Origin of the sequence: Burkholderia sp. ABCPW 111, from assembly GCF_000773065.1 — a bacterium.
Lineage (GTDB): Bacteria > Pseudomonadota > Gammaproteobacteria > Burkholderiales > Burkholderiaceae > Burkholderia > Burkholderia savannae.
In genome coordinates this window covers 13244-36060 of record NZ_JPWT01000089.1, presented here as the reverse complement: position 1 = coordinate 36060, position 22817 = coordinate 13244, and the positions used below count along the sequence as shown (strand labels likewise).

General features: G+C 69.4%; 17 protein-coding genes. 6 read left to right on the top strand and 11 right to left on the bottom strand.

Features of this window, described 5'->3' with window-relative positions; translation table 11 throughout:
- Positions 1 to 100 precede the first annotated feature (100 nt).
- The 3 genes from X946_RS21075 to X946_RS21065 all read left to right on the top strand — a co-directional run bounded on the left by X946_RS21075 (position 101) and on the right by X946_RS21065 (position 7392).
- On the top strand, positions 101 to 3526 hold the full coding sequence (locus tag X946_RS21075; RefSeq protein ID WP_038751504.1) for a transglutaminase family protein: 3426 nt from the start codon (positions 101 to 103) through the stop codon (positions 3524 to 3526).
- A 240-nt stretch (positions 3527 to 3766) separates the two neighbouring features.
- Complete coding sequence (locus tag X946_RS21070) at positions 3767 to 6373, top strand: circularly permuted type 2 ATP-grasp protein (RefSeq protein ID WP_226377324.1); 2607 nt, start codon at positions 3767 to 3769, stop codon at positions 6371 to 6373.
- Positions 6364 to 7392, top strand: coding sequence for a transglutaminase family protein (locus X946_RS21065; RefSeq protein WP_038751501.1), 1029 nt, complete (start codon positions 6364 to 6366; stop codon positions 7390 to 7392). The genes X946_RS21070 and X946_RS21065 overlap by 10 nt, the downstream gene beginning before the upstream one ends.
- A gap of 234 nt (positions 7393 to 7626) precedes the next feature.
- On the opposite strand, the gene X946_RS21060 is transcribed toward X946_RS21065, so the two are convergent.
- Entirely contained in the window at positions 7627 to 8937 is a 1311-nt protein-coding gene (locus X946_RS21060; protein WP_038751498.1) for an MFS transporter, read from the bottom strand.
- Between the two features lie 11 nt (positions 8938 to 8948).
- Between X946_RS21060 and X946_RS34245 the strand changes: the two genes are divergently transcribed.
- Positions 8949 to 9299 (top strand): hypothetical protein, encoded by a 351-nt coding sequence (locus X946_RS34245; protein WP_152611763.1) that lies wholly within the window; start codon positions 8949 to 8951, stop codon positions 9297 to 9299.
- 216 nt (positions 9300 to 9515) lie between these two features.
- Here X946_RS34245 and X946_RS21055 read toward each other — a convergent pair whose 3' ends face one another.
- Positions 9516 to 10598 (bottom strand): tartrate dehydrogenase, encoded by a 1083-nt coding sequence (locus X946_RS21055; protein WP_038751496.1) that lies wholly within the window; start codon positions 10596 to 10598, stop codon positions 9516 to 9518.
- Between the two features lie 108 nt (positions 10599 to 10706).
- On the opposite strand from X946_RS21055, the gene X946_RS21050 reads away from it, so the two are divergent.
- Positions 10707 to 11627, top strand: coding sequence for a LysR substrate-binding domain-containing protein (locus tag X946_RS21050; protein WP_038751493.1), 921 nt, complete (start codon positions 10707 to 10709; stop codon positions 11625 to 11627).
- A 351-nt stretch (positions 11628 to 11978) separates the two neighbouring features.
- Here the strand turns inward: X946_RS21050 and X946_RS21045 are convergent, their stop codons facing one another.
- Positions 11979 to 13052 carry an FUSC family protein gene (locus X946_RS21045; protein WP_038751490.1) on the bottom strand — a complete coding sequence of 358 codons (1074 nt, stop codon included), beginning with the start codon at positions 13050 to 13052 and terminating at the stop codon, positions 11979 to 11981.
- 362 nt (positions 13053 to 13414) lie between these two features.
- Positions 13415 to 14374, bottom strand: coding sequence for a GlxA family transcriptional regulator (locus X946_RS21040; RefSeq protein ID WP_038751487.1), 960 nt, complete (start codon positions 14372 to 14374; stop codon positions 13415 to 13417).
- Positions 14375 to 14521: 147 nt separating this feature from the next.
- On the opposite strand from X946_RS21040, the gene X946_RS21035 reads away from it, so the two are divergent.
- On the top strand, positions 14522 to 15220 hold the full coding sequence (locus tag X946_RS21035) for a DJ-1/PfpI family protein (protein WP_081989918.1): 699 nt from the start codon (positions 14522 to 14524) through the stop codon (positions 15218 to 15220).
- 81 nt (positions 15221 to 15301) lie between these two features.
- Here X946_RS21035 and X946_RS21030 read toward each other — a convergent pair whose 3' ends face one another.
- Genes X946_RS21030 through X946_RS21000 form a run of 7 tightly spaced genes read right to left on the bottom strand, consistent with a single transcriptional unit; the run spans position 15302 to position 22528 of the window.
- Positions 15302 to 16369, bottom strand: coding sequence for a 2-aminoethylphosphonate aminotransferase (locus tag X946_RS21030; protein WP_038751520.1), 1068 nt, complete (start codon positions 16367 to 16369; stop codon positions 15302 to 15304).
- A 2-nt stretch (positions 16370 to 16371) separates the two neighbouring features.
- Positions 16372 to 17580, bottom strand: a complete 1209-nt coding sequence (gene aepY / locus X946_RS21025) for a phosphonopyruvate decarboxylase (protein ID WP_038751483.1) — start codon at positions 17578 to 17580, stop codon at positions 16372 to 16374.
- On the bottom strand, positions 17577 to 19265 hold the full coding sequence (aepX, locus tag X946_RS21020; RefSeq protein ID WP_038751481.1) for a phosphoenolpyruvate mutase: 1689 nt from the start codon (positions 19263 to 19265) through the stop codon (positions 17577 to 17579). Before aepX ends, aepY begins: the two co-directional genes overlap by 4 nt.
- The gene (locus X946_RS21015) at positions 19262 to 20029 is read right to left on the bottom strand and encodes a phosphocholine cytidylyltransferase family protein (RefSeq protein WP_038751478.1); all 768 of its coding nucleotides are present in this window, start codon (positions 20027 to 20029) and stop codon (positions 19262 to 19264) included. The genes aepX and X946_RS21015 overlap by 4 nt, the downstream gene beginning before the upstream one ends.
- A 41-nt stretch (positions 20030 to 20070) precedes the next feature.
- Positions 20071 to 21072, bottom strand: a complete 1002-nt coding sequence (locus X946_RS21010; protein ID WP_038751476.1) for an HpnL family protein — start codon at positions 21070 to 21072, stop codon at positions 20071 to 20073.
- Positions 21069 to 21842: a HalD/BesD family halogenase gene (locus X946_RS21005; protein WP_038751474.1), complete on the bottom strand. Its 774-nt coding sequence runs from the start codon at positions 21840 to 21842 to the stop codon at positions 21069 to 21071. The genes X946_RS21010 and X946_RS21005 overlap by 4 nt, the downstream gene beginning before the upstream one ends.
- Positions 21839 to 22528: a CDP-alcohol phosphatidyltransferase family protein gene (locus X946_RS21000; protein WP_038751471.1), complete on the bottom strand. Its 690-nt coding sequence runs from the start codon at positions 22526 to 22528 to the stop codon at positions 21839 to 21841. The genes X946_RS21005 and X946_RS21000 overlap by 4 nt, the downstream gene beginning before the upstream one ends.
- Between the last annotated feature and the right edge of the window lie 289 nt (positions 22529 to 22817).

Here is a 22817-nt window from a genome sequence, read left to right as displayed (position 1 = left end):
CCGCCACGCGGCGCAACGGACGGCGGCGCGTTCGCGCCGCCCCGCGCCGCCACGCCGTCTCATCCCGACGCCCCTGCAACCGCAACGAACGGCCCACGCCATGTCCATTCACGTCGCGCTTCACCACGTCACCCGCTACCGCTACGACCGGCTCGTCCACCTCGGGCCGCAAGTCGTGCGCCTGCGGCCCGCGCCGCATTGCCGCACGCCGATCCTGTCGTATTCGATGAAGATCGAGCCCGCGCAGCACTTCGTCAACTGGCAGCAGGACCCGTTCGCGAACTACATGGCGCGGCTCGTGTTTCCCGAGCAGACGCGCACGTTCGAGATCGCGATCGATCTCGTCGCCGAGATGTCGGTCTACAACCCGTTCGACTTCTTCCTCGAGGAGCGCGCGGAAACCTTTCCGTTCGATTACGACGATGCGCTGCGCCGCGAGCTTGCGCCGTATCTCGCGTGCGATCCCGATACGAGCGCGTCCGACGCATTTCGTTCGTATCTCGAATCGATCGACCGCACGCCGCCGGGCACCGTGAACTTCCTCGTCGCGCTGAACCAACAGTTGCAGCGTGACATCCGCTATGTCGTGCGGCTCGAGCCGGGCGTGCAGACGCCCGAGGAGACGCTTACGCTCGCATCGGGATCGTGTCGCGACAGCGGCTGGCTGCTCGTGCAGCTGTGTCGTCATCTCGGTCTCGCCGCGCGCTTCGTGTCCGGCTATCTGATCCAGCTGACGCCCGACGTGAAGTCGCTCGACGGCCCGAGCGGCGCCGAGGTCGACTTCACCGATCTGCACGCGTGGTGCGAGGTGTACCTGCCGGGCGCGGGCTGGATCGGCTTCGATCCGACGTCCGGACTGCTCGCGGGCGAGGGCCATATTCCGCTCGCCGCGACGCCGCAGCCGACGAGCGCCGCGCCCGTCGAGGGGCTCGTCGACGAATGCGAGGTCGAGTTCGAGCACGAGATGCGCGTCACGCGCATCTACGAATCGCCGCGCGTGACGAAGCCGTACACCGACGAAGCGTGGCGGCACGTGTTGCGGCTCGGCGCGCAGGTCGACGCCGAGCTCGAGGCGGGCGACGTGCGCCTCACGCAGGGCGGCGAGCCGACGTTCGTGTCGATCGACGACCGCGACGGCGCCGAATGGAACACCGACGCGCTCGGGCCGACGAAGCGCGGCCATGCGACGTCGCTCGTGCAGAAGCTGCGCGCCGAGTACGGCGCGGGCGGCTTCCTGCACTTCGGCCAGGGCAAGTGGTATCCGGGCGAGCAGTTGCCGCGCTGGGCGCTGTCCGTGTTTTGGCGCGCGGACGGCGAGCCCGTCTGGCGCGATCCGGCGCGCTTCGCCGACGAGCGCGAGCCGTCGGCCCATACGACCGCGGACGCCGAGCGCTTCGTCCGCGCGCTCGCGGCGCGCCTCGGTATCACGAGCGATTACGTGACGCCCGGCTACGAGGACGTCTGGTATTACCTGTGGCGCGAGCGGCAACTGCCGGTGAACGTCGATCCGTTCGATGCGCGGCTCGACGACGAGCTCGAGCGCGCGCGGCTGCGCAAGGTGTTCTCGCAGCAGCTCGACAGCGTGATCGGTTACGTGCTGCCGCTCAAGCCGCTCGCGCCGAATCCGGCGCTCGCGGGGCCGCGCTGGGAGACGGGCCCGTGGTTCTTCCGCGACGAGCGGATGTATCTCGTGCCGGGCGATTCTCCGATGGGCTACCGTCTGCCGCTCGATTCGCTGCCGTGGGTGAGCCGCGGCGATTATCCGTATCTCGTCGAGCGCGATCCGTTCGCGCCGCAGGGCGCGCTGCCGGACGCGAACGCGCTGCGCGCGCGCTATGCGGGCGGCGGTTACGACGTGCCGCGCGATCCGGCCGCGGCCGCGCGCGATTTCGCCGCGCACGCGCGGACCATGATGCAGGCGCGCGTCGGCGAAGGGGCGCGCGCGGCGTCGGCGGGCGCGGCAGACGATTCCGCGCGCTATCCGCAGCGCTTCGAGTCCGCCGCATGGATCACGCGCACGGCGCTGTGCGTCGAGGTGCGCAATGGCGTGCTCTACGTGTTCATGCCGCCGGTCGCGGCGCTCGAGGACTATCTCGATCTGCTGACGACGGTCGAGCTGACGGCTGAGTCGCTCGACGTGAAGCTCGTGCTCGAAGGCTATCCGCCGCCGCGCGACGCGCGCCTGAAGATGCTCCAGGTGACGCCCGATCCCGGCGTGATCGAAGTGAACATCCATCCGGCGCACGACTTCGACGAGCTCGTTCAGCACACCGAATTCCTGTACGACGCCGCGTATCGATCCAGGCTGTCGAGCGAGAAGTTCATGGTCGACGGCCGGCATGTCGGCACGGGCGGCGGCAATCACTTCGTGCTCGGCGGCGCGACGCCCGCGGACAGCCCGTTCCTGCGCCGTCCCGACCTGCTCGCGAGCCTGATCGCGTATTGGCACAATCATCCGTCGCTGTCCTATCTGTTCTCGGGGCTCTTCATCGGCCCGACGAGCCAGGCGCCGCGCGTCGATGAGGCGCGCGACGATCAGGTCTACGAGCTGGACATCGCGTTCGCCGAGATCCGCCGCAACAAGCTGCGCTACGGCGACGACATGCCGCCGTGGCTCGTCGACCGCGTGCTGCGCAATCTGCTGATCGACGTGACGGGCAACACGCACCGCAGCGAATTCTGCATCGACAAGCTTTATTCGCCGGATTCGGCGACGGGGCGCCTCGGCCTGCTCGAGCTGCGCGCGTTCGAGATGCCGCCGCACGCGCGGATGAGCGTCGTCCAGCAACTGCTGCTGCGCGCGCTGATCGCGCGCTTCTGGCGCGCGCCGTATGAGACTCCGCTCGCGCGCTGGGGCACCGCGCTGCACGATCGCTTCCTGCTGCCGACGTTCGTCAGGATGGATTTCGACGACGTGCTGACCGAAATGCGCGAAGCGGGCTTCGCGTTCGATCCGGCATGGTTCGCGCCGCACTTCGAATTCCGTTTTCCGCTGTTCGGGCAGATCGCGGTGCGCGGCGTCGCGCTCGCGCTGCGCGGCGCGCTCGAGCCGTGGCACGTGATGGGCGAGGAAGGGGCGATCGGCGGCACCGTGCGCTACGTCGATTCGTCGCTCGAGCGGCTCGAGGTCCACGTGAGCGGGCTGAACGACAGCCGCTACGTCGTGACCGTCAACGGCCGCGCGCTGCCGCTGCAGCCGACCGGCACCGCCGGCGAATACGTCGCCGGCGTGCGCTACAAGGCGTGGGCGCCGCCTTCGGCGCTGCATCCGACGATCGGCGTGCACGCGCCGCTCACGTTCGACATCGTCGACACGTGGATGCGGCGCTCGCTCGGCGGCTGCCGATATCACGTCGCGCACCCCGGCGGCCGCAACTACGACACGTTCCCCGTGAACGCTTACGAAGCGGAAAGCCGGCGGCTCGCGCGCTTCGTGTCGATGGGGCACACGCCGGGCGCGATGACGGCCGAGCCCGCCGCGCCGAGCCGCGAGTTTCCGTTCACGCTGGATTTGCGGCGTGGCTGAACGGATTCGGGCGGCGCAGCGGTTGCGCGATGCGGCGAGGGTGTCGGCAACGCCGCGCGCGGCGGGCGTGCGCGGCGCAGCGGGCGTGCCGCGCCGGGCAAGAATGTTAGGATTCGACATCGATGAGCGGCGCGCGCCGCGCGCGGGCGGCGTTCGCCTCGCGGCGGCGCGGGCCGCCCGCCTTTGAAGAATCGAATCGTGCTTTCACTTTCCTCCGACGACGATCTCGCCGCCGACGCGATGCAGACGCTATTCGACACGGGTTCGCAGCAGGACGCGGCCGAGCTCGGCGCGGCGCTCGCCGCGCCCGCGGTCACGGGCCGCTACGACGAGCTGCGCGGCGGTGCGGCCGCGCTGTCGAGCGCATCGCTCGCGCCCGCGTGGCGCGCATTCTTCATGCAACTCGGCAGCGTCGGCTTCGCCGATCTCGACCGCCGCGCCGACGCGCTGCAGCGCCGGATGCGCGAGAACGGGCTCGCCTACCACCCGCACGAGCGGGCGGCGGGCGGCGGCGCGGTGCGGCCGTGGTCGCTCGACCTGCTGCCGCTGATTGTCGCGCCCGACGACTGGGCGACGATCGAGCGCGGCGTGCTCCAGCGCGTGCGGCTGCTCAACGCGATCCTCGCCGATCTCTACGGAGAGCAGACGATCCTGCACCGCGGGCTCCTGCCGCCCGCGCTCGTCACCGGACATCCCGGCTACCTGCGGCCGATGTGCGGCGCGCGCGCGCCGGGCGGCACGTGGCTGCACGTCGTCGCGTTCGATCTCGCGCGCGGGCCGGACGGCGCGTGGCGGATGATGGCGCAGCACACGCAGGGGCCGTCGGGGCTCGGCTATCTTCTGGAGAATCGGCTGATCGTGTCGCGGCTCTTCCCGCGCGCGTTCCGCGGCCTGCATGTGCAGCGGCTCGCCGCGAGCTATCGCGCGCTGTTGCAGAGCATGCAGGCGCTGAGCCCCGCGCGGAAGAATTCGCGCATCGTGCTGCTCACGCCGGGCCCGCATGCGGCGACCTATTTCGAGCATGCGTATCTCGCGCGCTATCTGGGCCTCACGCTCGTCGAAGGCGGCGACCTGACGGCGCGCGACCAGCGCGTCTACCTGAAGACGCTGCGCGGGCTCGAGCCCGTGCACGGCATCCTGCGGCGCGTCGACGACGAATGGCTCGATCCGCTCGAACTGCGCCCCGATTCGCTGCTCGGCGTGCCGGGGCTGATGCAGGCGGTACGCGCGGGCAACGTGCTGCTCGCGAACCTGCCGGGCTCGGGCTTTCTCGAATCGCCCGGCATCCTCGGCTTCCTGCCGCGCCTCGCGCAGAGCCTGCTCGGCGAAACGCTGTCGCTGCCCGCGGTGCCGTCGTGGTGGTGCGGCGAGCAAGCCGCGTGCGACGAAGCGCTGCCGCTCCTCGCGCGTAGCATCGTGAGGCCGACGTTTCCCGCGAGCGTGCAGGCGGGCGGCGCGTTCGAGCCGGTGATCGGCGCGCGGCTCGCGCCGCCGCAACTCGCCGAATGGCGCGCGCGGATCGCCGCGCGGCCCGCGCACTACACGATTCAGGCGGACTTGCCGCTGTCGCAGGCGCCGACCTGGGCGGGCGGTGCGGGCGCCGGAGACGGCGGCGCGCGGATCGTGCCGCGGCCGCTGCTGTTGCGCGTGTTCGCGCTCGCGGACGGCGCGGGCTCGTGGCGTGTGCTGCCGGGCGGCCTCGCGCGCGTCGGCACGCGCGACGAGCTGTTCAACGCGCCGATGCCGCGCGGCGGCAGCAGCGTCGACACATGGGTGATGACCGAAGGCGCGGTCGATCCGACCACGCTGCTGCAGACGCATCTCGGCCCCGACGACTTGCAGGAGCGTTCGCGCGCGATCGCGAGCCGCGCGGCGGAGAACCTGTTCTGGCTCGGCCGCTACACCGAGCGCGCGACGAACCTCACGAGGCTCGCGCGCGCGGCGCTCGAGCGGCTGCGCGGCGAGGATGACGTCGAGACGCCCGTGCATCTTCATTTGCTCGACGCATTGTGTCGCGACAACGGGCTGCTGCCCGCCGACGCCCCATCGGCCGTCGAAGCGCCGCGCGGGTTCCAGCAGGCGCTGACGCTCGCGCTCACGCATCGAGCGGACCGCTCGACGGGGATCGCGTCGTGCCTGTTCGGCATGCGCGGCGCGGCGGCGGCGATTCGGGAGCGGCTCTCGCGCGAGCAATGGCGCCTGATCGACGACGCGACGCAATTGTTCGACGAAGGCGGCGACGACACGGAACCCGAGGAGCAGCTCGGCAACGACGCGCTGCAGCGTCTCGAGCGGCTGAATCTGCTGCTGTCGGCGATCACGGGCGCGCAGACCGACAACATGACGCGCGACGACGGCTGGCGCCTGCTGTCGATCGGCCGCCAGATCGATCGCCTCGAATTCCTGGGCGGCGTGCTAGGCCACGCGTTCGACGACGACGCGATTCACAAGCAGGAGGGCTTCGAGCTCGTGCTCGAGCTGTTCGACAGCGGCATCACGTTTCGCTCGCGGTTCCAGCGCTGCTTCGACGTGGCGCCGCTGCTGTCGCTCGTCGTGCTCGACACCGACAATCCGCGTTCGCTCGCGTGGGTCGCGCAGGCGCTGCGCGGCCGGCTGTCGAAGGTCGAGCGCAGCGAAGGCTATGCGCTGTCGGAGCTCGCCGACGGCATTCCGGACATCGCCGGCTGGCCGCTGCACGTGTTGTGCGAGACGGACGGCGACGGCCGCCACGCGGCGCTGCTCGCGCGCCTGCACGCATGCAGCAAGGCGGTGTGGGACTTGTCGAACCGGATCGGCGAGCGCTACTTCAGCCATGTGCGCGAGGCGGGCAGGTCGCTATGGGGATGACGACGCATTCGCCGGCGAACGCGAAGAAGGGCACACGCACGCGCAAGACGGCTGCGCGCGCGCAGCCGGCAGGCAGCGCGCTCTTGCGCGTCACGCACGATACACGCTATCGCTACGCGGCGCGCGTGGAGTCCGCGCAGCATCAGGCGCGCTTGCGCCCGCTCGAGACGCCGCGCCAGCGCGTGCTCGAGTTCTCGCTCGAGATCGAGCCGCGCGCCGAAGGGCTCGTCGTCGACACCGATTCGTTCGGCAACGAGCGCACGTCGTTTGCGATCAACCAGCCGCACGAGGAATTGTTCGTGCGCAGCCGCAGCGTCGTGCGGGTCGCGCCGCCCGCGCTGTCGGCGGGCAAGCGCGGCGAGCCGCCGCCCGCGATCGCCGCGCCGCGCGCCGGATGCGCGAGCGCGTGGGAAGCGGTGCGCGAGCGCCTGACGTTTCGCGCGGGGCGGCCGTTCGATCCGGCGAGCGAATTCGTGTTCGCTTCGCCGCACGTCGAATGCCATCCGGATCTCGTCGCGTACGCGGCGTCGAGCTTCTCGCCGGGCCGGCCGCTCGTGCAGGCCGCGTGGGAGCTGATGCGCCGCATCCACGCCGATTTCGCGTACACGCCGAGCAGCACCGACGTCGGCACGACCGCGCTCGATGCGCTCGCACTGCGCAAGGGCGTGTGCCAGGACTTCGCGCACGTGATGATCGGTGCGCTGCGCTCGCTCGGGCTCGCCGCGCGCTACGTGAGCGGCTACCTGCTGACGCAGCCGCCGCCGGGACAGCCGCGGCTGATCGGCGCGGATGCGTCGCACGCGTGGGTCGAGGTCTACGATCCGGCGTGGCCCGAGGATGGCGGCTGGCTGCAGCTCGATCCGACCAACGATCGCGCGCCCGGCGACGATTACGTGATGCTGTCGATCGGCCGCGACTACGCGGACGTGACGCCGCTGCGCGGCGTCATCCGCGGCGGCGGCGCGGATCAGGTGCTGACGGTCGGCGTGACGGTGGAGCCGCTCGATTCGGCGTCTTGAATCTCGATGCGCGCGTGAGCGAGTCGCGGCGACGCGCGCGGGCATCGGTCGCTCGCGTGCGAACCGGAACGCGCGCATTGCGCGGCGCGAACGTTCGGCATACGTTGTTTCGGAATCCGATGCGGCGCTTGCGGTGCCGGAACGGTTCGTCGATGGCAGTCGGAGAAAGCGCGGCCGACGAGTTGCGGTGCGGCGCGAATCGAGACGCACGCTTTCGATCCGTGGCCGCATCGTTCAATGGTTGTGCCGCACGCGCGAGATGAGCGCTTGCTGCGGGGCCTTGCGGCTCAGCAGCAGCGTGACGATCGCGGACAGCGCGAGCGTCGCCGCGACGACGTACAGCCCCGCCGCATAGCCGCCCGTCAGATTCTTCAGCCAGCCGATCGCGAACGGGCCGACGAAGCCGCCGAGGTTGCCGATCGAATTGATCATCGCGATGCCCGCGGCCGCGCCCGCGCCGGACAGAAACATGCTCGGCATCGCCCACAGCGGCGCCTTCGCGGCGCTGATCCCGACGTTGACGACGACGAGCGCGAGCACGGTGAGCAGCGCGGTGCTTGCCTGGCCCGCGAAGACGAAGCCGACGCATGCGAGCACGCACGGAATCACGACATGCCAGGTTCGTTCTCCGGTGCGATCGGAGCGCCGCGCCCACAGGATCATCGCGACGACTGCGGCGAGGCTTGGAATCGCGTTCAGCAGGCCGGTTTCGAGCGCGCTGAAGCCGAATTGCCGGATCATTAGCGGCGCCCACAGGCCGAGCGTGTAGAGGCCCGCCGACGTGCCGAAGTAGATGAGCGAGAGCGCCAGCACGCGCGGATCGCGCAGCGCGTTCCACGCTCCCGCGGTGTGGCCCGCGTGCGCGTGGCGCAGATCGGCTTCCGCATCGAGCTTCGCGATCAGCCATTCGCGCTCGTCGGCTCGCAGCCAGTGCGCGTTCGACGGCGCATCGGTGAGGAAATTCAGGACGACGAAGCCTAGCGCGATCGCCGGCAGCGCCTCGATGACGTAGAGCGTTTGCCAGTTCGCGAGGCCGAACATCGGCGGCAACTGCATGATCGCGCCCGACAGCGGCGAGCCGAGCGCCGTCGAGATCGGCGCGGCCGCCATGAACCACGCGGCGGCGAGCGCACGTTGCTTCGCGGGAAACCACAGGCTCAGGTACAGGATGATGCCGGGAAAGAAGCCCGCCTCGGCGACGCCGAGCAGAAAGCGCAGCGCGTAGAAGCTCGCCGGGCCGGCCGCGAACGCGGAAGCCGCCGATACGATACCCCACGTGATCATCACGCGCGCGATCCAGATGCGCGCGCCGACGCGATGCAGGATCAGGTTCGACGGCACCTCGAACAGGAAGTAGCCGATGAAGAAGAGGCCGCCGCCGAGCCCGAACGCGGTCGGCGACAGCCCGATCGCCTTGTTCATCGTCATCGCGGCGAAGCCCACGTTGACGCGATCGAGAAAGCTGACGAAGTAGAGCAGCATCACGAACGGGATGATGCGCCACGTGAGTTTCCGGGAAACCCGGGACTCGAGATCGGATTGCATGTGTCTCCTCCTTGGAGGTCGAGCCGTGCTCTATTGGAAAGATCCGGACGACGCGCGACGGCTTCGAGGCGGGCGGCGCGCGATCGTTGTCGCGCGCGCCGGCCGGGAGACCGGTGCGTGCGCATCGCGCGGCCGCGCTGCGTTTCTCCGCGCGGTTTCTCGATCGAAATCCGCGCCGCCGTTCGTCGTTCGATCGAAGCGGCGTGACGCGCCGGCTTCGATGGGTGTTTCTCGGCGCATCGGCCATCGCTGCCACGCCGGTTTCTGCGAACCGGTCAGGCGCGATTGCGGTAGCAGTCGAACTGCATGACGTCATGGCTCATTCGCCGGCGCGCGCGTCACGATCGCGTGGCGATGCCTAATGCCTAATGCCTAATGCCTAATGCCTAATGCCTAATGCGTGATGCGTGATGCGTGATGCGTGATGCGTAGCGTCGTGCCTAATGCAAAGCCAACCGAGAAGCGACGCGAAGCCATACTGCGGCCGGCCGCACCCCGCGTTCGACGCGAAGCCGGCCCACGCGCCGCGCGATGCCGAAGCGATGCGGCTCGCGCGCATCGCATGCCCGCACCGGGCGTCACGCGGTGACTTCGGCGCTCTCGACGAGCGCGCAGACGGCGGCGGTCACCTGCGCCGTCGTTGCGCGGCCGCCGAGGTCGCCCGTGTGAAGCGACGGGTTCGCGGTGACGGCCTCGATCGCGCGCATCACGCGCGCGGCGCTTTCCGTTTCACCCAGATGCTCGAGCAGCATCACGACCGACCAGAACGTGCCGATCGGATTCGCGAGCCCCTTGCCCATGATGTCGAACGCGGAGCCGTGGATCGGCTCGAACATCGACGGATAGCGGCGCTCCGGATCGATGTTGCCGGTCGGCGCGATGCCGAGGCTGCCCGCAAGCGCCGCGGCGAGATCGCTCAGGATGTCCGCGTGGAGGTTCGTCGCGACGACCGTGTCGAGCGACGCCGGCCGGTTGACCATGCGTGCGGTGGCCGCGTCGACGAGCTCCTTGTCCCATGTCACGTCGGGAAACTCGGCCGACACCTGCTTCGCGATCTCGTCCCACATCACCATCGCGTGGCGCTGCGCGTTGCTCTTCGTGATGACCGTCAGCCGCTTGCGCGGACGCGATTGCGCGAGCCGGAACGCGAAGCGCATGATCCGCTCGACGCCTGCGCGCGTGAGAATCGACACGTCCGTCGCCGCTTCGATCGGATGTCCCTGGTGCACGCGCCCGCCGACGCCCGCGTATTCGCCCTCGGAGTTCTCGCGGACGATGACCCAGTTCAGATCGTCGGGCGTGCAGCGCTTGAGCGGCGCATCGATGCCGGGCAGGATGCGCGTCGGGCGCACGTTCGCGTACTGGTCGAAGCCCTGGCAAATCTTCAGACGCAAGCCCCACAGCGTGATGTGGTCGGGCACGTCGGGGTCGCCCGCCGAGCCGAACAGGATCGCGTCCTTGTCGCGCAGCGCGTCGAGGCCGCCGTCGGGCATCATCACGCCGTGTCGGCGATAGTAGTCGGCGCCCCAGTCGAAGTTCTCGAATTCGAACGCGAAGCGTCGAGTGGTTCCGGCGAGCGCCTCCAGCACCTGCTTGCCCGCGGGAACGACTTCCTTGCCGATGCCGTCGCCCGGAATGGTCGCGATTCGATAGGTCTTCATGCCTCCATCCTCTGAAATTCGTGAATGTGAGCGCACTTTATCGAACTGCGAGTCAAGAAACCGGTGCTAGACTCAAAGCATCCTTAACTTGAATTCACAAGCGAAACCGTGACGGATGCCGTTCAGCCCGCCGACCTGGGTTTTTTCTCGACGCTCGCCGCATCGGGCAGTCTGAGCGCCGCCGCCCGCGAACTCGGACTGACGGCGGCGGCCGTCAGCAAGCGGCTCACGCAGATGGAGCAGCGCGCCGGCGTGCCGCTCGTCAACCGCACGACGCGGCGGATGATGCTGACGCCTGAAGGGGAGGCCTATCTCGAGTACGCGCGCCGGATACTCGACCAGATCGACGAACTGGGCGAGCTGCTCGGCAGTGCGAAGAAGAATCCGAAAGGGCTGTTGCGCGTGAACGCGACGCTCGGCTTCGGGCGCAGCCACGTCGGGCCCGCGATTTCGCGCTTCGTGGCCCGCTACCCGCAGGTGGCCGTGCAGTTGCAGCTGTCGGTGATGCCGCCGCCGCTCACCGACGATGCGTTCGACGTGTGCGTGCGCTTCGGCGAGCAGCCGGACACGCGGGTCGTCGCGCGGCGTCTCGCGCCGAACCGGCGGCTGCTGTGCGCGGCGCCGTCGTACGTCGCGAGGCACGGGATGCCGGCGACGCCGCACGATCTGACGAAGCACAACTGCATCGGCATCCGGCAGGGCGACGAAGGCTACGGCGTCTGGCGGCTGACGAGCGGGCGCGGCGCATCGCGCAAGACGGAGGCGATCCGGATCAACGGCAATCTGACGACGAACGACGGCGAAATCGCCGTCAAATGGGCGCTCGACGGACACGGCATCCTGATGCGCGCCGAGTGGGACATCGACGAATATCTCGCCGACGGCCGCCTCGTCGTCGTGTTGCCCGAGTACGAAACGCCGAGCGCGGACATTTACGCCGTCTATGCGCAGCGCCATCAGATGTCGACGCGGATTCGCGCATTCGTCGATTACCTGGCCGACGAGCTCGGCAGGCTGCGCAAGGGGTAGGCGCTTCGCCTATCGCGAGCGCGGACGACGCGGCGGGTTTCGTTCGGATTCTTGATCGATGGCGAACGGCCGGGTGAGGCGGGTGCTTTGTCTGTCGAGCGCCGGCCATTCACGAAGACGATGTGACGAAATCGATTCGCGCTCCCGATTTTCGGTAATGCATCGACGGCGGATTTTGTTCGCCGCATACGGCGCAGCGAGCGTCGAGCATCGTGCTCCAGGCGCCGCGCAGGCAATCGGTCAGGCCATATCCTCGCGGCTCATGCCGACGATCGCTCGCCTATCGGCGGCGTCGCGCGCGGGCGCACGCGCTGCGATGGGCGAGCGCGCGTCGGTACGGCCGCCGCCCGCTCAAATGTTCCATTGCGGCGCGATATCGTGCAGCCGCTGCCTGAGCTGCTCGATCTCGTGCGCCAGTTTCGCCGTCAGCGACACGTAGCCGGATAATTGCGCGGGCGGCGCGTACTCGCCGGCCTGCGCGGCCGGCCCGTGCGGCGGCCCGAGCCGGCTCAGCGTGCCGAACTTGAGCGCGCGCGCCGCGCCGACGAGCATCTCCTGAATCCGCCGGTTGTCCGCCTTCATCTGGGCCTGGACGAAGCGCCTGCCGGCTTCGTCGTCGGCACCGGGCTGCAGGTTCGACAGGATTTCGAGCGAGCTCATGCACAGCCGCAGGCTCCGCTGGATCGCGTCGAGCTGCGCCATCGACACGGAGATCTCTTTCGATACCGACGGCATCAGCGAGCGGAGCTGGACGAGCAGCGTATTGAGCTTCGCCATGTCCTTCAGATGCTCGTTGTCGCTCACGTGGCGCTCGCCCGCGATTCGCGCGTGGACGGCCGCGCAGCCGCGCAACGCGTCGGCGAGCCTGTAGCGCCACGAGTAGGTCGCGTAAAGCGGCAGCGCGAACGAGAATGCGAGCGCGATCGCGATGCCGATCAGCACGTTCACCGCGCGCCAGAGGCCGTCGGCGATCTCGTTGTCGCCGTGGCCGGCGACGATCACCATCGTGATCGCGGACAGCAGCGCGATATAGCCGGCCTTGCCGATCGCGTGATATGCGCAGAAGCCGCACGCGACGCTCATCACGAGAAACGTCAACGGCGACAGGTGCGCGGTGGTTTGCAGCAGGATCAGCGACAGGCCGGCGATCGCGCCGATCAGCGTGCCGAGCGCGCGCTCGGCGGCTTTCTTGCGGATGTTGCCGTGATGCTGAAGCCCGCCGATCACGATCAGCACCGTGATCGTCGCCCATTCGCCGTGCGGAATGTGCAGGCCGGTCGTCAGCGCGATCGAGGCGAGCACGCTCAGCGCGACGCGCGCCGCGTGGATCAGTTTCGCGTGGCGATAGCGGCGGTAGGGATCGAGCACCGGGCGCAGCGCGTTGCGGGCGAATCCGGGCAGGCGGGTCTGTAAGGTCGAGGTCATGGTACTGCGCAGTGACAATGAGGGCGGCGCGCCGTGCGCGGCGCGCATCGTGGCGGAGTCGATCGTTACGCTAACCTAAGCATGCTGCGCTGTCCATCGCGGCGAGCGCGCGGCATGGCGATTCCCGCGCGGCGCGTAATGTCGACGCGCGTGGCGGTGCGATTCGCGGAGAAGCGGGTGCGGATGAATGCATGAGAAGAAACGGCGGCCGGGCGTCGCTTCGATGTCCGATCGATGTGCGTCCGATTGCGGTTGCGGCCAACGTTTGCAGTGACACGGCGAGGCGCGCCCATATCGCGTTGCGCGTTGCGCGCTGCGTGTCGTGTGCCGCGCAATGCGCATCGCGCGCTACGTGTCGCGCGCTACGCGCCGCGGAACCGGTCTCGATATTCGTGCAGCGACGTATCGAACGCGCGCGCGAAGCTGCGCCGCAGCGTCGCGACGCTGCCGAACCCGCAGCGCTGCGCGATCTGCTTGGCGGGCAGCGCGGTTTCGCCGAGCAGGTTACGCGCGGTCTCGACGCGGATGCGCTCGACCGCCTTCGTGGGCGTCGTGCCGAATGCGTTGCGGTAATGGCGCACGAAGCTGCGCTCGCTCATGTTCACGCGGGCGGCGAGCGTCGGCACCGAGAGGTCGCCGGCCAGATGACGCCGAATCCACGCATGCAGATCGGCGAACTGCCCGGACGCGCTCTGCAGTTCGATCGGCGTGCTGAACTGCGCCTGGCTGCCCGGCCGCACGAGGAACACGACGAGATGGCGCGCGACCGCGAGCGCGAGCGTGTGGCCGCAGTCGTTCGTCACGAGGCGCAGGCACAGATCGATGCCGGCCGTGACGCCCGCGGACGTCCAGATCGGCCCGTCCTGCACGAAGATCGGCGCATGCTCGACGTGCACCCGCGGGTGGCGCCGCGCGAGCTCGTCGCAGCATTGCCAGTGCGTGACCGCGCGGCGGCCGTCCAGCAGCCCGCACGCGGCGAGCAGGAACGCGCCGTTGCAGATCGACACGACGCGCCGCGCCTGCCGCGCGTGCGCGCGCAGCCAGGCGAGCGTGTCGGCGTCGCGCGCGGCCGCGTCGACGCCGACGCCGCCCGCGACGATCACCGTATCCGCCAGCGCGTCGATGGGCGGAAGCGGCTGCGTCGACAGCGAGATGCCCGTCGACGTCCGCACGCTGCGCCCGCCGCGCGAGACGACGCGGACGTGGTACGGCGCTTCGCCGCCGGTGTCGCGCGCGAGCTCGTTCGCGCTCGACAGCACTTGCAGCGGGCCCGACAAATCGAGGAGATTCAGATCCGGAAAGACGAGGATATAGACGATCATGCGCGCATCGGGAAAGCGTTGGCGGAAATTGCAACCAGTTTGGCATAACCGCCAATCGGCCGCGCGCTAAGCTGGTCGTCGTGCGGGGCGCTGCGTATCGTCCCGCGAGCCTTGCATCTCATCATCACTTTTCGAAAAGGACGAACCGTGCCCCCGACTGCACAACGACCGCTGAAAATCGGCTTTCTCCTCGCGCCCGGCGTTGCCGTGATGGATCTCTTCGGCGCGCATGCCGTGTTCGGCTTCGCGCCGCAGACCGAACTGCACCTGCTGTGGAAGACGCGCGATCCGATCTGCGCGTTGCCGCCGTTCCCGATCGCGGCGACGACGGCCTTCGCCGATTGTCCGGACGATCTCGACGCGTTCGTCGTCGGCGCGGTGCCGGCCGACGTGATCGCCGACGACGAAGTGATCGCGTTCGTGCGCCGGCACGCGAGCCGCGCGCGCTACGTGATCGGGATCTGCGGCGGCGTGTTGCTGCTCGGCGCGGCGGGCTTGCTGAACGGCCGTCGCGCGACCACCAATTTCCACGTGCTCGACGCGCTCGCCGATCTCGGCGCGCAGCCCGTCGGCGGCGGCGAGGTCGTGATCGACGGCAATCTGTATACGGCCGGCCCGGCCACGGGCGGCTTCGAGGCGGCGCTGCTCGTGCTTGCCGAGTTGCGCGGTGTCGACGAGGCGAAGCACGTCGAGCTGACGATCGAATATCATCCGCGCCCGCCGTTCGGCGTCGGCACGCCGGCGCTGGCCGGCCCGGCGCTGACGAACGAGGTGCTCGCCGCGCACGCATGGTTCTTCGAGCCGTGCAAGGACGCCGCGACGGCGATGTATCGGCGCGGCGGCTGAATGCGACACACGCGATGCCCTCAAAAAAGCGGCGCCGCGCAATCGAGCGCGGCGCCGTTTCTTGCTTGCGGTGCTAGTGTGTCAGCGCGTGAGCGCCGTGAAGCCGTCGAGCAGGCGCTCGACGTCCGCCGGTTCGATCGCGCCCATCGTCGACACGCGGAACAACGCGCTCGACAGCCCGCCTTGGCCCGCGTAGATCACGAAGCCGCGCGCCTTGAGCCCGTCGTGCAACTGCTCGTACGTGACACCGGCCGGGAGCCGGTACGCGCGCAGCACGACCGACGATTCGCCGTCCGGCAGCACGAGCGGCATCCCGCGCGCGGCGAGACCCGCGCGCACCTGCTCGGCGAGCGCCGCGTAGCGCGTGTGGCGCGCGCGCCAGCCGCCCGCCTCGTCGAATTCGCGCAGCGCCTCGACGAGCGCGTAGTACGCGTGAACCGACGGCGTGAACGGCGTGTTGCGCGCGTCCTGCAATGTCGCGAGCCGGCCGAGATCGAGGTAGTACGTGCGGCTCGCGGCCGACGCGAGCGCGCGGCGGCGCACGATCACGAACGCCGCGCCCGGCACGCCGTGCAGGCACTTGTTCGCGGTCGCGGCGATTGCGTCGATGTCGCCGCCAGCGAAATCGATCGCTTCCGCGCCGAAGCTGCTCACGCCGTCGACGAGCATCCGCACGCCGCGCGCGCGGCACACGGCGGCGAGCGCGTCGAGATCGTTCAGGCGGCCCGTCGTCGTTTCATGGTGGATCACCGCGACGTGCGTGATCGCGCGATCGGCGTCGAGCCTCGCGGCGACGCGCGCGAGATCCGGCGCCTGCATCCAGTCGTGCTTCAGCACCTCGTGCGCGATCCGGTACTGCGCGGCGATCTGCGTGATCCGCTCGCCGTACACGCCGTTTTCGATCACGAGCAGCTTGCCGTTCTCGGGGACGAGCGCGGCGATCATGCTCTCGACCGCGGCCGTGCCGGAGCCCGTCATCAGCACCGCGCTCCATTCGGCCGGATCGAGCGCATACGTGGCGACGAGCCGCGCGCGCGCCTCGTCTTGCAGATCGAAGAACTCGCTTTCGCGATGGCACAGGTCCGGCTGGAGGAGGCTCCTGCGCACGCGTTCCGTCAGCGTCACGGGGCCGGGATTCAGCAACAGCATCTTCATTCTCCTCGTCGGGCAGGCGTCGCGCCGATGTGGCGCATCAGGCGCGCCTTCACGTCGACGGGCGTCACGCTCGGGCGAGGCAGGCCGTCGGGCACGCCGGTGCGGATCGACAGGCGCGCGAAGTGCGCGCCGCCATGCTTTTGCTTTTGCGCCTGCTCGCCCGCGCGTGCGGCGTCGAGCGCCGCGTCGAGCACGCCGAGGTCGTCGCCTTCGATCGCCGACGCGTAGCCGCATGCGGCCGCGACGCCCGCGAACGACACGTATTGCGACACCGTCGCCTGGCCGCCCGTCGATTCGTGCGCGCCGTTGTCGAGCAGCAGGTGCACGAGGTTCGACGGCCCGTACGCGCCGAGCGTCGCGAATGCGCCCATGCGCATCAGCGCGGCGCCGTCGCCGTCGACCGCGACGACGGCGAGATCCGGCCGCGCGAGCGCGAGGCCCAATGCGAGCGGCGTCACGCAGCCCATCGAGCCGACCATGTACAACTGGTTCGGGCGATCGTCGATCGCGTACAGCTCGCGGCCGCAGAAGCCCGTCGACGCGAGCACGACCGTCGAGCCGACGGGCGTGCGCTCGACGATCCGCGCGAGCGCGTCACGACGCGTCGGCGACGCCGCGGGCTCGGCGGGCTCGGCGGCGCGCTGCGTCGAATGCGCGGCGACGTGCGCGCGGCGCTCGGGCATCGCCGCGCGCTCGAGCGCGTAGGGCGCGACGCTGCCTTTTTGCATCACGAGCGCGTACGGGCGGCCCGTCGCGTCCATGTGCGCGATCGCGCGATCGAGCGCCGGGCCGATCGCGTCGGCTTCCGTCGGGAATGTCTCCCACGGGATTTCCATCGTGTCGAGCATCGCCGGCGTGATCGGGCCCATCAACGCATGCTGCGGCTCGTCGTGCACGCCCGGCTCGCCGCGCCACGTGACGATCAGCAGTTGCGGCAGCCGGAACGTCCACGTGAGCGACGTGAGCGGGCTCACCGCGTTGCCGAGCCCCGAGTTCTGCATCATCGCGATCCCGCGCCGGCCGCCGAGCGTCGCGCCCGCGACGAGCGCGACCGCATCGCCTTCGTTCGCCGCCGACACGTAATGGAGCGCCGGGTCCTGCAACACGTAATTGATGAACGGCGTCAGATACGAGCACGGCACGCCCGCGTACCAGTCGAAGCCGCGCTCGCGCGCCGCCTCGACGAACTGTGCGGCTTCGATCATCTCGCGCCTCCGTTGGCCGCGCTCTGCTCCGCATACGGCGTCTGGCCGTGCGCGAAATCGCCCGCGCGGCGGAAGTCGTCGAGATCGTTGACGCCGCGCCAGTGGCCGTGCACGTATTGCACTTCGATCTTCTCGCCCGCGTCGACGAGCGCGTTCAGCAGCGCCGGCAAATCGAGCGAATCGAAATCGCCGCGCGCCTTCAGCGTGTCGAGCATCGCCTTCAGCCGCGCGACGCCCGCGCCGCGAACGTTGAGGAGCCCGATCCAGCGGCCGTGCGGCTCGCCCTCGCTCGCATCGCTCGACACGCGGCGCAGATGGGCCTTCTGGCCGAACAGTCCGCGGTCGTCGGCGGCCGAGCAGAAAGCGAAGTCGCGCACGCTCTGGTTCGACGGCTGCGTCTGCGACGAATCGACGACGACGCTGAACTCGGCCTCGCTCTCGGCGAGATCGCGCAGGATGTAGCTGCGGAACAGCAGATCGCCGTACGAGACGATGGTGTCGCCCGAGAGGCGCTCGGCCGCGCACGCGAGCGACGCTAGCTCGCCCGTTTGCGCGTGCCGCTCGTTGACGACGAGCTTCACGCCCGACGTGTCGATCGCATCGGCGCGATAGCCGCCGACGACCGTGATGTCGTTCACGCCCTGCTTCTTGAAGCCGTCGACGAGCCAGCGCAGGAGCGGCTTGCCGGCGATCGGCAGCATCACCTTCGGCTTGTCCTCTGTGACGGCCTCCAGCCCCTTGCCGCGGCTCGCCGCGAGCACGAGCGCCGCGCTCGACGCGCGCGAGCTCGACGACAGGTAGATCCGCTCGGCGGCCGAGTATTCGTCGGCGTCCTGCAGACGGAAGATCTCGTTGACGCTCGCCACGCGCTCCTCGACGTTGACGAGCGTTTCGCCGTCCTGGATTTCGCGCGCGACTGCCTGCATCGCGGACGCCGACGCGCGGATCAGATGATTCGCCCAGATCACGGTGCTGATGCCGGCCTGGCGGAACACGTCGGTCGGCGTGCTGTAATACTTGGTCGGCACGATCACGAGCGGCGCGCGGCCGCTCCATTCGCGCGCGAACTGCAGGATCTCGTCGGGCCGCGACAGCTTGCTGTGGATCAGGATGGCGTCCGCGCCGGCCTGCGCGTACGCGTTCGCGCGGCGCAGCGCCTCGTCCATCCCCCAGCCGGCGATCAGCGCCTCGACACGCGCGACGATCGAGAAATCCGGGTCGCTCTGCGAATCCTTGCCGGCCTTGATCTTGCCGCAGAATTCGTCGATCTCGGCGAGCGGCTGGCGCTCGCCGTCGATGAAGCTGTTGGTCTTCGGAAACTGCTTGTCCTCGATGCACACGCCGGCGATGCCGCGCTGCTCGAGCTTCTTCACGAGCCGGCGCACGTTGTTGAAGTTGCCGTAGCCGGTGTCGCCGTCGAGCAGGATCGGCAGGTCGCTCGCGTCGGCCATGAATTCGAGCACGTCGACGACCTGAGTCCAGCTCGCCTCGTTGTTGTCGCGCACGCCGAACTGCGCGGAGATCGCGAGCCCCGACGCCCAGATCCCCTTGAAGCCCGCCTCGCGGACGATCCGCGCGGACAGGCCGTTGTGCGCTTCCATCAGGAATTCGAGCTCGCGGCTCGTCAGCATCCGCCGCAGCCGCGCGCTGCGCGATTCGGTGAAGTTCGGTTCGCGTGCATTCATCGGATGGCCCCTATCGTTCGTTGTTGGATGTGCGGCAGGACTTCGTCGCGAGCCCGCGCGACGTCGCCCGGAAAATCGATTTCGATCCACGGCGCGCCCGTCACGTCCGCGATGTCGAATGCGCGGCCGCCTTCGAGCAGCAGGTCGCGCACGGCCTCTTCGTGCGGCATGTTCGCGCGGCCGCCGTCGACGTAGCCCGCGACGATCTCGGCGAGCCGGCGCGCGGCGCCTTCGCTGAAACGGAAGAAGCCGACGGATTCGCCGATCGTGTCGTAGTCGAGATTGGCGGCGACCTGCTTGCGCAGCTCGACCGGCACGCCGTCCTTCACGCACAGCTTGACGGGCTCGTCGCCCGTTTCGAAATCGCGGTCGATCAGAAGGCGATCGATCGCGCGCGACGGCTCCGCGACGAGCGCGTGCAGGATGCTCTCGTCGTACAGCACGTCGGCGTCCATCAGCAGCACGTCGCCGCCGCGCGTGAGCGCGTCGGCGGCCGTGTGCACGGTCAGCACGCTGCCGAGGTCGTAGCGCGGGTTGAGCACGATCTCGGCCTTGCGGTTCAGGCGCGCGAGCTCGGCTTCAACCTTCTCGGACTGGAAGCCGAGCGCGAGCACGATCTCGTCGACGCCCGCCGCGTCGAGCACGCGCAGGTGCCGCTCGAGGAGCGACTTGTCGTCGAAGCGCAGCAGGCACTTCGGGAATTGAGCCTCGGGAGGCAGTTGCAGGCGCAGGCCCAGGCCCGCCGCAAGAATGATGGCTCGCATGAGTTCTCCACGCAAAGGGCGCCGACCGTCTCGTCGTCGGATCAGTCGGCGATCGGCTGCGGCGCGCGCCGCCGCTGCCAGTTTCTTTCACTGAAATGCAGATACAGGATGCCGGGCAGGCCGAGCGCGAGCTCGCGCGCGCGCTTCGCGAGCGACAGCGCGAGCGCTGCGTCGGGCGGCAGCCCGACGAGCGGCGCAAGCAGCAGATAGCCGCCTTCCTGCGCGCCGAGCGAGCCGGGGATCGCGAACGCCGCGCCGCGGATCGCTTGCCCGACGCTCTCGAGGAGCAGCGCGTCGAGCCAGCTCACCGGATGGCCGAGAAAGCGCAGCGCGAGCCACACTTCCGCGGTGCCGACGACCCAGCCGATGAGGCTCAGCACGAATGTCGTGCGCACCTTCGCTCGCTTGCGGTACAGCTTGCCGAGCGCGTCGTCGATGGCGTCCGCGCGCGTCGCGAGCGACGACCAGTCGCGCGGGCCGAGCAGCTTCGACGCGGCGCGCAGCCCGCGCCCGAACAGGCCGCGACGCTGCGCGAAGTAGAAGAGCGCGGCGCAGCCGCCCAGCACCGCGGTCGCGATCAGCGCAGGCGTGCGCAGATGCGACGCGGCGTCGTGCGTCGCGTACGCGCTGAACGCCGCGATGCCGACGAGCGCGAACACCATCTGCGCGAGCGCCTGCATCGTCGTGCTGACCGTGATCGCGGCCGCCGCGTCGGCCAGGCGCGCGCCGCGCTGCGCGAGATGGCGGACCATCAGCACCGGCCCGCCGATCTGCCCGGCGGGCAGCAGGCTGTTGACCGATTCGCCGACCCAGCGCGCGCGCAGCGCGTCATGAAGCCCGCTGCCCGGCTCGCCGGGACGGAACATCACTGCGATCGCGGCCGCGTCGATGACGAGCGGCACCAGGTGGAACGCCGCGACGAGCGCGAGCCCCCAGCCGGCCGCGAACAGCGTCGCCGCGACCGCGCCGAAGCCCTGCCACGCGAGGAGGGCGACGAACGCCGCCGTCCCGAGCGACAGCAGGATCATGCCGGTGCGCGTCATGAGCGCGACGGGCGGCGCGTCGCCGTTTGCTTGAATACCTGACGGAAGCCGAAGTACGCGATCGCGTCCTTCATGTTCGACACGAAACGTTTCCACGGCCGCATCCCGGGGTCGGTCACGTACTCGAACGTCAGCGACACGCGGATCTCGTTCTCGCCGAGCGGTGTCACGCGGTGGCGCAGCTTGTCGCCGTCGAAGAACACGATGCCGCCGTGTGCGATCTGCACCGAACCCGGCTCGTCCGCGACGCCCGGGTTGCGCGTGTGCAATTCGTAGTCGAGGCGGCTCGTCGAATCGTCGATCACGCCGAAGAGCAGCGTGTAGCGGCGGCCGTCGTAGTACGACGTGTCGTAGTGCCAGCCGATGTGGTCGCCCGGCTTCGTGTAGTAATACAGCGCGTACGCGTGCGGATCGTCGTCCGGCGACGGCAGCAGCCTGTCGCCCGTCAGCGTCTCGAGGAAGCCGACGAGCGCCTTCGAGCGGTACAGCTCGGCGATGAGCGGCGCCTTCTCGTCGATCGTGTGGCGGCTTACGCTGCCGCCTTGCTTGTGCCCAGGCAGGAAGTTGCGGTTGATGTCGGGCACGAGCGCGCGGGCGCAGTCGGCGAGGCGGCCGGCGAGATCCTTCGGCAGGAATTCGTCCAGGTAGACAAACGCGTCCTGCCGCGCGAAATCGCCGCGCAGCCGCGCGGCGTCGAGCGCGCCGATGCGCGCGGCGACGGCTTCGTCTAGCGTGCCGTGGGCCGCGCAGGCTTCGGTTTCCGTGATCATTTGGTGGGTTGGATTTCGGTTGAATTGGGCGCGCGGGACGCGCTGCCGCGGCGCACGATGCGCCAGTAATCGATCACGACCCACGCCGCGAAGAGCGGCGCGCCGATCGCCGCCGCGAGGAGGAACGGCTCGACGCTGTCGAGCAGCGTGACGACGGGAAGCAGATACAGCACGTCCTCGGTCTCGAAGCCGCCGACGAATGCCTGCTTCGTGCCCGCCTTGCCCGCGAACGACTCGATCCGCATCCGCAGAAAGAAGATGAGCGCGACGGCCGCGCCCGCGAGCGCGCCGAGCAGCACGGGCGACGCGGCCATCTGGCCGCCCGCCGCGACGACGCCGGCGCCCATGCTGACGAAGAGCGCGACCGTGACGAGCGCGTCGCTCGCGAGATCGTAGAAGTGGCCGAGCTTGCTCGACTGGCCGCTGATCCGCGCGAGCTCGCCGTCGGTGTGATCGACGAAATTGGACAGCACGATCAGGAAAGCGCCCGCGTTGATCCAGCCGAAGCCGGGTTGCGCGAGGCACCACGCGCCCGCAAGGCCGATCAGCAGGCGCAGCGTGGTCAGGTGGTTCGGCGTCACCGGCGTGCCGACGAGCGGCGTGACGAGCCGGCGCGCGAGTCGGGCGTCCCACGTGCGGGGAGGTGGGCTCGAAATGCGGCTGGCGGCGGATTTTCTTGGGTCCATCGGCGAAATATATACGGAATCGTAATTTATTGCTTTTTCATGACTGAGGCGCCCGATTGTACGGGGGCGGAAAGTGTGGTGTAAGGTTTGGCCTTTGCCGGGAGCGGGACGCCGAGATGTGGCGGTCGCCCGCCGCGTGATGGCGCGCGTCGCCTGAAGTTGATTTCGGGCAAATATCCAGCAAATCCGGCAAGTTACTTTTGCACGGGGCGGACACTATGCCGCGGCGCGCTCTGCGATACTCGGGCCGTGCTTGCGCCGCCGGCCCGTGACCGCCGCCCGCGCCGCA

What these genes read in the sequence shown, in the direction of transcription:
- X946_RS21075 (WP_038751504.1), top strand. Translation starts at nt 101, where the DNA reads ATGTCCATTCACGTCGCGCTTCACCACGTCACCCGCTACCGCTACGAC.
- X946_RS21015 (WP_038751478.1), bottom strand. Translation starts at nt 20,029, where the DNA reads ATGCGAGCCATCATTCTTGCGGCGGGCCTGGGCCTGCGCCTGCAACTG.
- X946_RS21055 (WP_038751496.1), bottom strand. Translation starts at nt 10,598, where the DNA reads ATGAAGACCTATCGAATCGCGACCATTCCGGGCGACGGCATCGGCAAG.
- X946_RS21060 (WP_038751498.1), bottom strand. Translation starts at nt 8,937, where the DNA reads ATGCAATCCGATCTCGAGTCCCGGGTTTCCCGGAAACTCACGTGGCGC.
- X946_RS21000 (WP_038751471.1), bottom strand. Translation starts at nt 22,528, where the DNA reads ATGGACCCAAGAAAATCCGCCGCCAGCCGCATTTCGAGCCCACCTCCC.
- X946_RS21045 (WP_038751490.1), bottom strand. Translation starts at nt 13,052, where the DNA reads ATGACCTCGACCTTACAGACCCGCCTGCCCGGATTCGCCCGCAACGCG.
- X946_RS21030 (WP_038751520.1), bottom strand. Translation starts at nt 16,369, where the DNA reads ATGCTGTTGCTGAATCCCGGCCCCGTGACGCTGACGGAACGCGTGCGC.
- X946_RS21010 (WP_038751476.1), bottom strand. Translation starts at nt 21,072, where the DNA reads ATGACGCGCACCGGCATGATCCTGCTGTCGCTCGGGACGGCGGCGTTC.
- X946_RS21005 (WP_038751474.1), bottom strand. Translation starts at nt 21,842, where the DNA reads ATGATCACGGAAACCGAAGCCTGCGCGGCCCACGGCACGCTAGACGAA.
- aepY (WP_038751483.1), bottom strand. Translation starts at nt 17,580, where the DNA reads ATGATCGAAGCCGCACAGTTCGTCGAGGCGGCGCGCGAGCGCGGCTTC.
- X946_RS21065 (WP_038751501.1), top strand. Translation starts at nt 6,364, where the DNA reads ATGGGGATGACGACGCATTCGCCGGCGAACGCGAAGAAGGGCACACGC.
- X946_RS21040 (WP_038751487.1), bottom strand. Translation starts at nt 14,374, where the DNA reads ATGATCGTCTATATCCTCGTCTTTCCGGATCTGAATCTCCTCGATTTG.
- aepX (WP_038751481.1), bottom strand. Translation starts at nt 19,265, where the DNA reads ATGAATGCACGCGAACCGAACTTCACCGAATCGCGCAGCGCGCGGCTG.
- X946_RS21070 (WP_226377324.1), top strand. Translation starts at nt 3,767, where the DNA reads ATGCAGACGCTATTCGACACGGGTTCGCAGCAGGACGCGGCCGAGCTC.